This is a genomic window from Prauserella endophytica (assembly GCF_005146945.1).
Taxonomy (GTDB): domain Bacteria; phylum Actinomycetota; class Actinomycetes; order Mycobacteriales; family Pseudonocardiaceae; genus Prauserella_A; species Prauserella_A endophytica.
On record NZ_SWMS01000005.1, the window covers coordinates 368,430 to 381,099 of the forward strand.

Consider the following 12,670-nt stretch of genomic DNA (forward strand, 5'->3'; position numbering starts at 1 on the left):
CGAGCACAGTATCTGACCATTAGTTGATCACTAAGGGGGTGCCGGGTTGGGTCTCGATCTCACGCCACCAGGCCGCGATCTCCTCGCGCATTCGGTAGATCATTTCTCCCTTGGAGCCTTGCCAGTTCTCGATCGGCCAGCGCTTGCCGCCGAACAGATCAGCCGCGATACGGCTCATTCGGGCATGTTCGTTGGCCTGCTGCTTGGCGTCCAGGCCCGAGTAGGCGATTAGTTCGCTGAACGTTACCCGGTCGCCAACACGGCGTTCCGTGATCTCGAACAGCGATCTGACGCCCGGCAGGTGCTTGGACTTCTCCCATAGGGAGACGACCTCGCCCTTGGTCCAGATGCCTTGCCGCCCAAGGTCCACTGTCACCTCGCCATCGATCATGGCGAGCGTTCCCTTCAAGCGGTCGAGGAGCGTCTGCGCGTCGGCGATGGCCTGCACCACGGTGGTCCTCACGGCGTTCGTCATTACAATCTCCGCTCCTACGGATTCGTACACGACTCGGTAAGCGTATGGAGTCGTGTACGAATCGGCAAGGATTGGTCGACCGTGGATCGTGCAGTACGTCCATGCAGTGGCGGCCTGACGCAGGTCGTCCAACACCGTGGCTCGATCGAGCTCGCGACGTCCCGCGACGTCGCCGTCAGGTGGCCGTCGGCATTCGCGAACGCATCGCCCAACTCAACGGCGTCTGGCAGGACACGGTCCTCATCGAACACCGCTGACCCGTCGCGTAGCCGGTTCAGATGTCAGCCCGAGTGGATCCTGTGGCGACCGGTGCGCGGCTAGGAAGACAGATCGTGCGGTGTGGGCCGGTTGCCGGCCACGACGCCAACGATTACATTGCGGTCCTTTCCGGCGCCAGCGGGACGATGCCGGGCGAGCCACACCGATTCGTCGAGCCGTGGTGCACCGTCCGGATGCGGCGTCAAGTCGAGCACAAGGAGCTGGCCGAAGGGCACGTTCGTGTTGCCGTACTCCGCAGCCTGGCGAAGGTAATGCCCTTCAAGGCTTTCCGGGGCGGAATCGCTGAGTTCCCGTTTGATCTCGGTGAGGTAGCGGATGGTTCCGAACGCCACGATGACGTCTGCCCGGCCCATGGCGATGTCGCTGCGCTCAACCGAGACCAGACCGCTAAGAGGGCCGCTTTGGAGCCATTGGTGGAAATCCTGTTGTAGGTCCGCCTCAACGGGTCGGCTTTCGCCAGCCTTGAGTTCCCTGCGGTAGTCGTTGTTCTTCTTGTGCAGTCCCCACGTCTTGGTCGTGAGGTCGGCGCGGCTGAGGAGAAACAGTAGGGTCTGTTCCAGCAGCAGGCCAAAGGTGTCTCGTACGTCGCCGACGAAGTCTGGGGACTGGGCCAGTTGCCGGAGTAGGTCGTCCAGAAGGCGATCGAGCACGGGGTGTGCGGTTCGTGAGCGCGCAAGCTCGGTGCTGTGTACAACCCCTTCCAGCACTTGGAGATTGTCGTCGCTGATATCGGTGGCCAGGCCCGCGGCCTGATGCTCGCCGAGGATGTGAACGAGCGACGGAGCAAGACGGTACAGCCGAGCAGTGTCGACCTGGTGAGGCTCCTCGTCATCGTCCCCGTCTGATGCCGGTCGCGCTGAGCGCGTGTGACCTTCGCGCGATCCGATGGCCGCGGTCTCGATCCTTGTGAGGAGCAGCTCGACCGTGCTGGAGTCGAGGGATGGGGTGTCCTGCTTGGACAGTTCGACGACTGAGCGGCGGAGCGCCGCAAGCAGGCTTTGCTGGTGCAGTATTTGGTTTTCGATAGTCGGCTCGACGACTGCGGCCAATCCGGGCGCCGTTTCCAAGCCCGGTAGTGGTCTGGCGGTGCGTGCTTGGGTGTAGGCGTCGAGAACCGTTGCGAGCGCGTCCCACACGTCCATCCAGACCGTTTCAGACAGGCGCTCGGCCGCCGCGGTCAGTACAAGTACGAGTCGCCGCCACGCGAGTTCTGCGGCACGTCGTGGTTGAAGCCACGTCGGCGCGTTCATCCCGCCCGACCACGCCTCGCGCTGGTTCAGGGCATCTGTGAGCCGGCTGGCGGCGTCGGCCAACCGGGGCTGATCCTGTGCAGCGAACGCGAGGAGAGCGTCACACGCAGCCGCGTACGCTCGCGCGTCGTGCCGGGCTTCCTCGGCAGTGTCGACAGTGGCGAAGCCAGAACGTGCGCTAGTGAGTGCCTCCATGGCCGCTGGCAACGTTTCCGCGGTGAGCGCGGACCTCAGTTGGAAGCAAGCCAGTTCGAACGCAGCATCCACACCTGCCGCACCGTCGTGTCGAAGGTGATCCAGGGCAGCATGCAGCGCGGCGGCGATCGTGGCCTCGTTCGCCCAGCGATCCATCGCGGCGCCGAGCAGGCGAGGGAGGCGTTCGGTGAACTCCTCGGGGGCGTCGGAAGGAAGTGCCGTTAGGTGGCCGAGAACGCCGAACGGCGTGACGGCACCTGCCACCGCCAAGCGGACGGCTCCTTCGAGGCGGCCGGCTGCAAGCAACGGATTGGAGTGGATCAGTGGCGCGAGGTCGCGCAGCAACACGTTGTGCAACTGCATCCCTTGTGTGTCCACTGTGATGGGGCTGGCGAGAAGCTCGTCCAGACTGCTCGCCAGCGCCAGCAGACTCTGCTGGTCGGTCAGGCCCTCGATGAAGCTGGCAGTGGCTGTCTGCCATTCGCCGGTCTCGGCGCCGACGATGTGGGCTAGCGCGTGCGCCAGCACCGGCGCCAGCGGGCTGGCGGCGATTGCGGCTGCCTCTTCCGCCACCGCCTCTGCGCCGAGTTGAGCGATCGCTGCCGGAGTCTCGTCGACTGCTGTGTCGACGAGGTGTTCAGCGAGCCGGGTCATGGCCACAACCGCCAGGCTGCGCGGTCGTTTCTCCCGATCATGTCGAGCACTGCAGAGTCTGCGCCCGTTGGAAGCTGCTGCGGAGGTGTCAAGGTCACCACAGCGGCGCACCTTCCTCAGCCGTGACAAGGCAGTCTGCGGGCAGAACGGCCCTGCTCAGCTCGCGGTCCGCGGTTGTGATCAGCACCTGGATGTGGTTGTTCGCGGCCAACTCCGCGAGCTCCTTGAAGACAACGGCTGCGTCGAAGTCTTGAACTTCCTCGGCTTTGGGGCTGTCGATCAGGACGAGACCGGGATGGGTCGAGATCCCGAGACGTGCACCCACCCGCAGCAAGGCGATCACAACGGCGATGCGCAGCCGTACCTGTTCGCCGGGACTCTGCTTGCCGAAGTACGACTGCGCGCCGCCACCTTTGATCACCTTGAGCTGAGCGGCCCGGTTGACCTCCACCCGTTCCAGCGCGCTCATCCCGAACCGACGGGCAAGGTCAGCGATCTCGGCGTTCAGCTCGGTGAACAGTGCGGCTGCAGCGGCTTTGCTGTCCTGATCGAGCACTTTGTCCGCGGCGGCGAGCACCTTGAGGACGGTGGACTCCTCGTTGCCGTCGTGCTCGGCCGGTTTGGGCACCATCTCCAGCGCGCCCTTCCACCGCGCCACTTCAAGCTCCGCCGTCATGCGCTGACGCACCGTGTCGTCGCTGCCGGCGGTCCGCAACCGCTGTTGCGCCTCGTCCAGCTGTGCCGTGAGCTGGGAGAGAGTGGATTCGGCGGATTCCAGCGCCTGTCGCGCCGCGTCTTCGGCCGATTTGCTGGCGTCGACACGCGCCTGTGCTTCGGCCTCGACTTCTTCATCGCTGGCGGTCTCACCGACGACCTCAGCGGTGCAGACCGCGCAACGGTGGACATCGCGCTCTTCCTTGCGGCGTTCCTTGGTGATTGGTGTCTCGCAGCGCGGGCACGCGCTGGGGTCCAAGCCGTGGAACAGCAGTCGGGCGATCTCGCTTTCCTTGACGTCGTTCAGCGCCTTTTCGTCCGCCTGGCGTTGCCGCCGCGCGGCGCGATAGGCACGGTTCAGCTGATCCCAGTCCTCTTCGGCATCGGCAACGTGGCGGGCGAGTCGGCCTGCGGCGTCTGCCAGGTCGGTGAGCGACGGGCCAGGCGCTTGCTGGACGAGTCGGTCGAGTTCGGCCTGGGCGGCCGTGAGCGCCTCCTGGGCTCGGGCACGGTCAGCCACCCGCTGCTCGGCTACTTGCCGTGCCCGATCACGTTCCTGGGAGACCTCCGACTGCAGCACTTCGCGCGTCGCCTTCACCCGCGTGAGTACCGCGGCAGCCGGCAGGTCGAGGAACACTTGCAACAGCCGTCCGGGCAGCCCGGCCATCGGCTGATCCCCGAGCAGGGGTTTGTCAGGGCCTGCCGGGAGATTGATCGCGGAGTAGTAGGCGGGCCAGCCATGAGTCTGGGTGCCGACCTGCTTGTCCTTGCTCACCGAGTTGACCAATGGCTGCAGGTCGAGCCGATCGAGCATCAAGGTGGCCACCTGCGCGGCGAAGTCGTCTTCGTCTGCCGTGTCAACGAGGATCGAGACGCCCTGGCGTCCCGCATCACTGTTCTCCGCTGTGAGGCGCTGCCGCTGCGAGGCTGCGAGCACCTCGCCCCTGACCAGGGCACCTTTGTCCAGGGAGAGGCGAAACCCAACCGCTTGGCCCGCGATGGTGACGTCGAGTTCGATTCCTGACAGCCATCGGCGGACATCAGCCTGAAGGCGGTCGCGGGGTGACCCTCGCAAGCACCACGTGATGATCTCCAAGACGCTGGTCTTGCCGCGGAAGTTCGACGCGACCAGGGCGGTGAAGTCGGTGTCGAAGGTGAAGGTGCGGTCAAACGGGCCGTCATGCTTCGTTCCGGCGCGAACCCCAAGGACGCGAAGGCGGTGGACACGAACAGATCGAGGCCGTGCCGGCGGGTAGGCCAGGGGGATGCCGTAGGTCGTGAAGACCGCGACAACATCGTCCTCGGTGGTCTTGGCCGCAGCAGCGATTCGGCCGACGAGCGAGCCGGAATGTTCGGCGCTGGATGCCTCCACGGTCATGCGTCCACTCCGTCGGTGACCGGGGTCCCCGCCCGCAGTTGGGCGAGACGGCTCCGTGCCCGAGCGCTGATGCTGCCGATTCGTGTTCCAGGGGCCGCCGTCGCGTACTCGTCCTGCAGGTACTGGCGCTCCTTCAACTGGTTCCCCCCTCGTCCGTCGGCCAGATCGAGCACCAACTGCACACGATCGACGTAGTAGCGGAAGGCTGGCGCCTGAGCAACGACCGTTCGGGCGACGTCGCGGCCCCGAGCCAGCAGGTAGTAGTCGTGTCGCGAGGTCCGGCCGACTCGACCATGGCGGCGACGCACGACCAGCCCCGCGCTGCGTAGGACCGCCAGGGCGTCATCGAGCGGCTCGTAGGCGCCGAAATGGTGACGCAGCATCGGGTATCGGCGTACCTCGGGCTCCTCGGAGTCGAGGATCTGTGCCGCCAAGTCCAGTAGTCTCGGCTCCCCGCTGCGCTCGTAGTCGTTGAGCAACTCGTCGGCGAGGAAATCGGGACTCCGTAGCCAGAAGTCCAGCTTCTGCAGCCGAAGCTGCCCCTCCACGATTCCGACAGCATCCGTCAGGGCCGCGTCGTCACGGATCGGCGCAGAGAGGGGTTCGGCAGCGCCGTCGATCAACAACAAGATCCGCACCGCATCTTGCTCGCGGCTGGTCGCAGCCGTGCTGACCTCGTCGTTTACGTCGTGACCACTGTCGCCGTCCACGATCAGTCAGCCTAGGCGACCCTGAGTGACAGCCAAAGATCGAAACGCCCTGCAGGCGGACTTCGTTATTCAGGCGAGAGCGACGCTCTTGCGCAGGTCCGACGGAGGTCCAGCGGGTCGGCGGGTGTTCCTACTTAGCGATGCTTCCAAGTGTGTTCGTACGCATGTTCGACCTCGTTAGCCGATGAAGCCGCTAGAGACGATCAAGAGCCGCGTCCAGAAAGCCGAACGCTACGCCGCCGACGCTCATCAACACTCGGCGATGTGCGCTGGTCAGGGTAGGCAGGAGACGGTGGACGTTGTCGCTGGGACGGTCTTTGCGCCGTCATTGTTGACGGTCGCCTGACGGTCCCGCATCTCGATCGTCGTGCCGTTCTCGAACTGGATCACGCCTTTCGACGTTCTCGTCGAGCGGGTTCAGCGGCCGTCCGAGCGTGCCTTGCGGGCCGCCTAGTTCGAGATAGCGCAACCACACTGGGCGTGGGAGCCACACGAACCGTTCTGCAGGGGTGCTGCTGACCATCGCACCAGGGGTGAACTCGCCCCCTTCGAGTGGGACTACGCGGGCGTTGCCGCAGGTGATGGGGTCGGAGGTGGGGTAGCCCTGGAGGCCGGCGGCGAACTGGTTGTGGGGCTTGGTGTAGTCGGTCCAGTAGGTACCGGTCATGACGATCACCTTGTCGGAGTCGAGCGCCATCAGCCGGGTCTGCCGGTTCTGCTCGTCGGCCAAGTCTTGGCTCAGGCCGCGGCCCCACTCGTGGACCAGGCCCTGTTCGCGGACCGACACGGGGCAGCCGAGCTTGTCGCGACCTCCTGCGGCGTTGTAGGCGTTCAGCCACGCCTGCCGGTTTACTCGGTAGGCGTCGACGTTGTCGTAGGCGGCGCCGATGTCGTCGCATGTCGGGCTCGGCCCGCCTGGCGTCGAGTCTGCGCGACTCCACAGCACGATCCCTACGACCAGCATGCCGACGGTCACCAGTGTCACCACCACACCGGGCGTGGTTGTCATCCATCTCCGGAGGCTCTTGGCCGCCCCAGGTGGTGCCGTTGCCTTCTCACCCTGATCCGACGAGGCAGCATGCGGCGTCGCTGCCTCGTCGGACGTCGAGCTCGACCCGCCGTTGACCTGGGGCTCTAGCACGGATGCACCTTCGTGTGTGGTGCTCTTCTCGATGTCGTCGGTCTCGGCGTCCGGGAAGGGAGGCTGGACAGGCAGCGCGGGCACCTTCAAGCCGAGGCTTTCAGCTTCGGCGCGAGCTGATGTCCAGTCGGTCCACCACTCGGTGTCGACCTCTCGGCCGCATGCCGTGAGGAAGTCCGCGGTCACGTCCCAGGTGGGCAGCTCGGTACCAGAGCACGCCACGGAGAAGGAGGACTTCGACCGGTGGACACGGTCACCCAACTCCCGGTAGCTCGGCGGCGGCTTGGGCATTGCCTCGCGCACCGCGCGCAGCTTCGACGCGAACCGCGCTACCGGTCCTGCATCGGGATCGAGCGGCTTGAGCGGGCGCCCTGGTGTCACACCAGCCTCCTCACCCTTTGTTCGGACGATTATCCAGCTCTGACCTGGGTTTCTGGACAAATCGACGGTCGGTAGGACAGAGGCACGGCACCACTTCGGTGCCCACGCCGCCCAGGCAGACACCGTGCTCGTGTCCGTCGCGGCGGCGATCTCCATCCACAACCACGGAGGATCATTCATGTCCCTCACAACCGTCCCGTCGCCGCCCCGCGACCCAGCTCGCCGACTGCGCCGGGCCGCGGTCGTCGCACTCGGGTCGATCGGTCTCGCCCTCGGTGGTCTTGCCACCGCGGCACCCGCGTCGGCCGCGACCATCATCGGGGGCATCGACATCGCCCAGCAGTGCCGCGTGCAGGAGTGGCGCCCGCTGGAAGCCCGCCTGCTGGACCCGCACAACGCGTACTCCTGGCGCTGCTACTCGCCCTACACCGGCAACCTTTACAGCGTCGACATGAACGCCGCCTGCAGGAACCAGTACGGCAACGGCGCCTACGCCGTCGTCCTCAACGGATCCGACCCGTACTCCTGGCGCTGCGCCCGCTAACACCACGACGGAATACCCGTCGACCCGGCGGGTATCCACGATCAACAATCGAGAGAGGTGAGGTGATGTTGACGAAGCTCAAGCGGCACGCGGCACGAGCACTCGTCGCCGCCGCCCTGATCGCGATGCCCGCAGGCATGATCGCCACCACCCCGCTGGCCTCAAGCCAGACAGACCGGGAGACCGACAGCCAGCAAGCCTGGATGATCCCGTTCCCCGGCTGGTGGGCGGGCAAGGTCTACTGCATGACCTTCCCCGACCAGCCCGGATGCGGCGGGGGCGTGATCGCCTGACGGCAGTAACCCCGTAGTACCACCGAGCCTCCAGACGACGTACCTCTGTCTGGAGGCTCGGTGCGTTCGACTCAACGTGGTCACTCTCCGCCAACGGTGCCGTGCCTTCACGTCCGAAAATGTCCGAGGAGACCTCACACTCAGGGCGGTTCAAGGCCCTGATGGGGAGCAGGGGCGTCCCAGCGCCAATGGTCAGAGGCGCAGCACGACCCCGGCGGCTCACGGAGAACCGGACCGGGGTCGCGGGCATGCTTCGGGGGTCAAGCACGCCTCTGCAGGTGTCGCACTTCGGCCGGCCGCCGTTTCATGGGGTGACTGGTCTGGGTGATTAGAAGAGAACCCGTTTGGTCGTGATGGATTCCCGTTCTACGCTGGCGGGTTCGACTCGTAACGGATCGATGTGGGGTAGGCGATGGCGGGACAGGTGCAGTTTGACGGCGAGTTCTGGTTGCCGGACGCCCCGGCGGACAGGATAAGCGGCGTCGTGACCTTCTCGCCGACCGACGGTGGTGTGCTGTCGCTGATTGGCAGCTTCGCGGACATCTGGGATCGCATCAACCAGCGCCCGGTACCGAACTACCAGCGCATCCTGGGTGAGACTGACCGCTGTGGCCTGACGCTGGATGACTGCCGGCGCACCTTCGAGAACCCGTTCGGTCGTCGCCAGCGCTTCGCCGTCGGAAAGCTGTTGGTCAATGCCCACTATGAGCACGGCGAGCCTGTGGAGCTTGACCGGCTCGTCACCCGTATCAGCGACATGGTGCTCTGGCTGCTCGACGGCGCGCCCACGATGATGCCCGAGCGGCAAGCGCTCGCAGACGGTATCCCGATCGCCAACCAGCAGACCGAACTCATCCCCCTGGACGCGGGCGCGCAGCTCAACCTGATCCATCGGCTGAGCGTTACCTATGACGTGGGGCGCACGGAGCTGCGCCAGACCGTCACACCGCGGTTCGAGTTCGCTGCGCCGGTGGAGCTGGACTCGGCCTTGGACCACGCGTTCGACCTGTTGGCGGCGGTCACGATCGCGTCCGACCGGGTCGTGGCGTTCGAGGACGTCCACTACAGCCACCCGGCCCTGACCAAGCCGGGCGGTTCGACACGCCAACTCGTCGACGTGCACGAGCAGTGGCGGGTGCAGGCGGATCCCGACCGCAAGCAGTTGATCGATGACCGCATGGCCTTTACCTACGGGCAGCTGGGCGGCGCCGAAGTTCTGGGGCGATTCCTCGGCGCGGTCCGGGCCCATCGCGCGCTGGTGCGGCAGGTCCTCCGTCCGCGCTATGACGCGGCTCCGACCGTGCAGGATTCCTTCTTCACGCGGGCGGCGGCGCTGGAAGGGCTCGACAAGGAGCAACACGGCGATGACATCTGGTTGGTGAAACGCTATCTCCGGCTCGCGGAGAATGTGGCGCAACCGTTCGAGGCGTTGATCGGGCAAGAAGACGCCACGCAGCGGTGGTGCAAGCGCATGGTGAAGCTCCGCAACAACCTCGGACACGGCGATCCGGTGCCGCTGCACCAAAGCGCAGCCGAGCTGTTCGAGATGTCCGAGAGCGCCTACTGGCTGTTCGTCCTCAACCTGCTGGCCGAGGCCACAGCTCCGCCAGCGGTCTACCACCACCTGATGACCAGGTCGCAGCGATTCCTCTTCTTGAGCAAACAGGTCCGTCGGCACTACTGACCCTGACCGCCGTCAGCGTGTCCGTTCCCTTGGCAAGCGAAACGTTCGGTTCGCCCCGGCACCGTGGGGTATGCGCGGGACTACTCCGGCCTGTTTGCCTGGATCGAACGCCGGGTACCTACCTCCTACGTCGCATCTGTTCGGCGGCGATCGCGTGTAAGCGAGGGTGGTGCGGGTGCATGTCCATGCAGGCACGGGACACGGCCAACCGAGAACCGAGCCCGCTGGCCGTGAGCTGTGACCTGGACACGATGCCCACCAGAGACGTTCGTCAACTTGTCCGCCGCGTGCTGGCCGGCCGAGACGGCATCGTCGCCGACGACGCCGTCCTGGTCGTCGACGAACTGGTCAGCAATGCCCATCGGCACGCCCGAGGCCCTCGCACCTGTCGCCTCGGCCTGGTCAGCCAGGGCCGGCGCCTGCGGATTGAGGTTGACGACGCCTCCCTCGCCGGACCGAGGATGCGCACCCCGGACCGATCCGGCGGTCGCGGGCTGGTCCTGGTCGATCAGCTGGCCTCCTCCTGGGGCGTCCAGCACCACGCCGACCACAAGACCGTGTGGGCCGAAGTATCCCTGGACGGTGCGAGCAGCAGCCGCGGCCCGGCCCGACATCTGTCCGTGGCACCGATCGGCCAGCCCTGAACAACCCGCCCTCCGCGCCGCGTTCGACGAGGTCACGCCCCGCCGCGCTCATATCGCAAGTCGGGCGATCCGCGTAGCGTGCGTAGTCGTGACCCAGCGATCCGAAGCCGAGCCGTCCCCGCCGGGGCTGGACATCCTCCACCAGGTGGTGGACGGCACTCTCGTGGTCGCGGTCACCGGTGAAGTCGACCTGGACACCGCGCCGCTGCTACACACAGCCATCACCGCCGCCATCGACCGTGCAGGCGGCGGACTGTGCGTTGTGGATCTAACGGCGGTCACGTTCCTCGACTCGGCCGGCCTCACCGCGTTGCTGCAAGCAGCACACCACCCACCAACCCACCGCGACACCTTACGTATCGTGGTCGACTCGAACCGCCCCGTGATCAGACCCATCGAGATCACCGGCCTCGACGACGAACTGAGGCTATACCACACCGTCGACGAGGCCCTCAACGCCAGCAAGGCGTAACCCGGCGTGTGACGGATCGCGCTATCTGTCACCTGCCGCCGATGTGGTCCTGCGGATTCGATTGGGTCGGATCGCGGTTGTTGTCACCGATTGACCACGCTAGTTGTCCCCAAAGGGCGTTGGTGGTCCGGCGCGTCGGCGGTCGTACCTGTCGATCATGTACTTCGATCAGACCCGTTGACATCACGCATGCGGGCTGATTACGACGGATGCGAACCTACTCGTCGATGCGGACGGAGAGCTGTTCATGCGAGTCATCCGGGTGACCGCCGACCTCACGGTGCCCGACCTAGACGAGGCGAAGGCTTTCTATACCGATTTCCTCGGCCTCGATGCGCAGGACATGGGCCTGGACTGGGTTACGCGCGTCGTCGTGCCCGCCTCGGGCGAACACATCCAGTTGCTCTCGCGGGACGCGACCGGACCCGAGAACCCGCTGCTCACGGTCAAGGTCGATGACGTCGACGAGGCGTACGCCACCGCGCAACGCCTCGGCTACGAGATCGTCCACCCGCTGACCACCGAGGGGTGGGGCATCCGCCGATTCTTCGTCCGAGCACCGGGCGGGATCGTGCTCAACATCGCTCAGCACCACGACCCGAACGAGTAACACCGGGCGCGGTCCGGGGCGGCACCTGGTGGGTCAATCACTTGCGGTGATATCGGTTTGCCGTTCGCGGTGGTCACGGAGTGAGGCCGCGCAACTGGCGAGCGCCGGGAATCATGAGTGAGGGTGAAATGTCGGAGGTGGCTGCCATCCTGTCACTGGAGATCAACGGCGACAGGAGTTGGGCGTGGGTGCCGTGGTACACGGTCGTCCTGGGCAGAGTTTGCGGCAGTCGGACGAGTGGCGGTGGTCGGGGACAGCTAATGCCCGGCGCGGGGCGTTCTTTGAGGAACGTGTCGCCCAGGTGCTGCATCTGTGGTTGGCCAGTCGGCCGGACGAGGTACACGTCTTCCATGACCTGGTCGGTTTGAACAACATCACCGGAGCGGGATTGGAGCCGATCAGCCTTGGTGGCAGCAACATCGATCACCTGATTCTGACCGGCGGCGAGTGGTTGATGATCGACGCGAAGGGCTGTGGTGCCGGCAGTCTCCGCGTTGAGGCAGGTAAGGGTGTGCTGGTGCGTTCTGATGGCAGCCGAAGCCCGCAACCCTGGATGGACGACCAACACGCGTACTCTCACGCAGGTGTGCCGTTTCGTCTAACCAACGGCAAGGGCGGAGCCGCGATCTGGGTTGTTCCGCATGAGACTTCTTACGACCATCCCAGCGTTCCTCGGGCTCGCTTCCTTTCGCGCAAAGGTGCCGAGATGTGCTTGCTCAACGACTCCGAAATCGCGGCCGGGGCGCTCGATGAGGTCCTCCCATCGCCTGCGCAGCCGGTGGATCTACGCGACGTGGATCGGCTGCATCCGCACGTCAGTGCTCCGGACATTCTCTACAGGCTTTAGGCGTTGAGCCCTACTTGTCTCTGTTCGCACCGCGCTGGCGGAGGCGTTCGAGGTAGGTCTCGTAGATCGAGCGCGGTCGTGTGGCACTGGCGGGATGGATCTCGATGCCGCCTCCCTCCTTGAGGATCACCTGGCGGCCTGGGTAGGCGCCTTGCGCGGTCTGAAGGTCACGTTCGTCGAACTGGCCGGAGGACACCAGCACGCCGTCGACGAGTTCGACCTTTCCGTGCCGGAAGGCCAACGGTGGAAGTAGACATCCACACTGAACGGTTCAGTAAGTGCACGCAGGTGTGGTCCCGGCATCTGCGCACCTCCTCCTGGCCGGCTTGCCGGGTCTATCCCATGATCGGTGTTTCCGGCGTTGTTGATCAGTAGGTCTCGGCTCCCGGCCAGCGGTCA

At 65.5% G+C, this 12,670-nt stretch carries 13 protein-coding genes; 7 read left to right on the plus strand and 6 right to left on the minus strand.

The genetic code is table 11. The features are described 5' to 3' along the window. Nucleotides 1-19: 19 nt before the first annotated feature. From FCN18_RS12780 to FCN18_RS12800, 5 genes are all read right to left on the minus strand, one after another. Nucleotides 20-475, minus strand: a complete 456-nt coding sequence (locus tag FCN18_RS12780; RefSeq protein WP_137095087.1) for a hypothetical protein — start codon at nucleotides 473-475, stop codon at nucleotides 20-22. Nucleotides 476-792: 317 nt separating this feature from the next. Further along, nucleotides 793-2,859: a hypothetical protein gene (locus tag FCN18_RS12785; protein ID WP_137095089.1), complete on the minus strand. Its 2,067-nt coding sequence runs from the start codon at nucleotides 2,857-2,859 to the stop codon at nucleotides 793-795. Between the two features lie 88 nt (nucleotides 2,860-2,947). Beyond that, nucleotides 2,948-4,945, minus strand: coding sequence for a hypothetical protein (locus tag FCN18_RS12790; RefSeq protein WP_137095092.1), 1,998 nt, complete (start codon nucleotides 4,943-4,945; stop codon nucleotides 2,948-2,950). Next, entirely contained in the window at nucleotides 4,942-5,655 is a 714-nt protein-coding gene (locus FCN18_RS12795) for a hypothetical protein (protein ID WP_228713900.1), read from the minus strand. The genes FCN18_RS12790 and FCN18_RS12795 overlap by 4 nt, the downstream gene beginning before the upstream one ends. Nucleotides 5,656-5,980: 325 nt before the next feature. Then, nucleotides 5,981-7,333, minus strand: a complete 1,353-nt coding sequence (locus tag FCN18_RS12800) for a helix-turn-helix domain-containing protein (protein WP_137095094.1) — start codon at nucleotides 7,331-7,333, stop codon at nucleotides 5,981-5,983. 22 nt (nucleotides 7,334-7,355) lie between these two features. On the opposite strand from FCN18_RS12800, the gene FCN18_RS12805 reads away from it, so the two are divergent. The 7 genes from FCN18_RS12805 to FCN18_RS12830 all read left to right on the plus strand — a co-directional run bounded on the left by FCN18_RS12805 (nucleotide 7,356) and on the right by FCN18_RS12830 (nucleotide 12,271). Beyond that, nucleotides 7,356-7,721 (plus strand): hypothetical protein, encoded by a 366-nt coding sequence (locus FCN18_RS12805; RefSeq protein WP_137095096.1) that lies wholly within the window; start codon nucleotides 7,356-7,358, stop codon nucleotides 7,719-7,721. 65 nt (nucleotides 7,722-7,786) lie between these two features. Then, nucleotides 7,787-8,014 (plus strand): hypothetical protein, encoded by a 228-nt coding sequence (locus FCN18_RS12810; RefSeq protein WP_137095099.1) that lies wholly within the window; start codon nucleotides 7,787-7,789, stop codon nucleotides 8,012-8,014. Between the two features lie 412 nt (nucleotides 8,015-8,426). Continuing rightward, nucleotides 8,427-9,698 carry an ApeA N-terminal domain 1-containing protein gene (locus FCN18_RS12815; RefSeq protein WP_137095101.1) on the plus strand — a complete coding sequence of 424 codons (1,272 nt, stop codon included), beginning with the start codon at nucleotides 8,427-8,429 and terminating at the stop codon, nucleotides 9,696-9,698. Nucleotides 9,699-9,877: 179 nt separating this feature from the next. Continuing rightward, on the plus strand, nucleotides 9,878-10,342 hold the full coding sequence (locus tag FCN18_RS39065) for an ATP-binding protein (protein WP_158303094.1): 465 nt from the start codon (nucleotides 9,878-9,880) through the stop codon (nucleotides 10,340-10,342). A gap of 145 nt (nucleotides 10,343-10,487) precedes the next feature. Beyond that, on the plus strand, nucleotides 10,488-10,814 hold the full coding sequence (locus FCN18_RS39070) for an anti-sigma factor antagonist (RefSeq protein ID WP_158303095.1): 327 nt from the start codon (nucleotides 10,488-10,490) through the stop codon (nucleotides 10,812-10,814). Between the two features lie 247 nt (nucleotides 10,815-11,061). Then, nucleotides 11,062-11,424: a VOC family protein gene (locus FCN18_RS12825; protein WP_137095106.1), complete on the plus strand. Its 363-nt coding sequence runs from the start codon at nucleotides 11,062-11,064 to the stop codon at nucleotides 11,422-11,424. 184 nt (nucleotides 11,425-11,608) lie between these two features. After that, on the plus strand, nucleotides 11,609-12,271 hold the full coding sequence (locus tag FCN18_RS12830; RefSeq protein ID WP_158303096.1) for a nuclease-related domain-containing protein: 663 nt from the start codon (nucleotides 11,609-11,611) through the stop codon (nucleotides 12,269-12,271). Between the two features lie 10 nt (nucleotides 12,272-12,281). Here FCN18_RS12830 and FCN18_RS12835 read toward each other — a convergent pair whose 3' ends face one another. Further along, nucleotides 12,282-12,512: a hypothetical protein gene (locus FCN18_RS12835; protein WP_206077878.1), complete on the minus strand. Its 231-nt coding sequence runs from the start codon at nucleotides 12,510-12,512 to the stop codon at nucleotides 12,282-12,284. Nucleotides 12,513-12,670 lie beyond the last annotated feature (158 nt).

Excerpts from the sequence above, each read along its gene's own strand:
- FCN18_RS12780 (WP_137095087.1), bottom strand. The coding sequence starts at position 475 with ATGACGAACGCCGTGAGGACCACCGTGGTGCAGGCCATCGCCGACGCG.
- FCN18_RS12790 (WP_137095092.1), bottom strand. The coding sequence starts at position 4,945 with ATGACCGTGGAGGCATCCAGCGCCGAACATTCCGGCTCGCTCGTCGGC.
- FCN18_RS12800 (WP_137095094.1), bottom strand. The coding sequence starts at position 7,333 with ATGGAGATCGCCGCCGCGACGGACACGAGCACGGTGTCTGCCTGGGCG.
- FCN18_RS12805 (WP_137095096.1), top strand. The coding sequence starts at position 7,356 with ATGTCCCTCACAACCGTCCCGTCGCCGCCCCGCGACCCAGCTCGCCGA.
- FCN18_RS12810 (WP_137095099.1), top strand. The coding sequence starts at position 7,787 with ATGTTGACGAAGCTCAAGCGGCACGCGGCACGAGCACTCGTCGCCGCC.
- FCN18_RS12815 (WP_137095101.1), top strand. The coding sequence starts at position 8,427 with ATGGCGGGACAGGTGCAGTTTGACGGCGAGTTCTGGTTGCCGGACGCC.
- FCN18_RS39065 (WP_158303094.1), top strand. The coding sequence starts at position 9,878 with ATGTCCATGCAGGCACGGGACACGGCCAACCGAGAACCGAGCCCGCTG.
- FCN18_RS12825 (WP_137095106.1), top strand. The coding sequence starts at position 11,062 with ATGCGAGTCATCCGGGTGACCGCCGACCTCACGGTGCCCGACCTAGAC.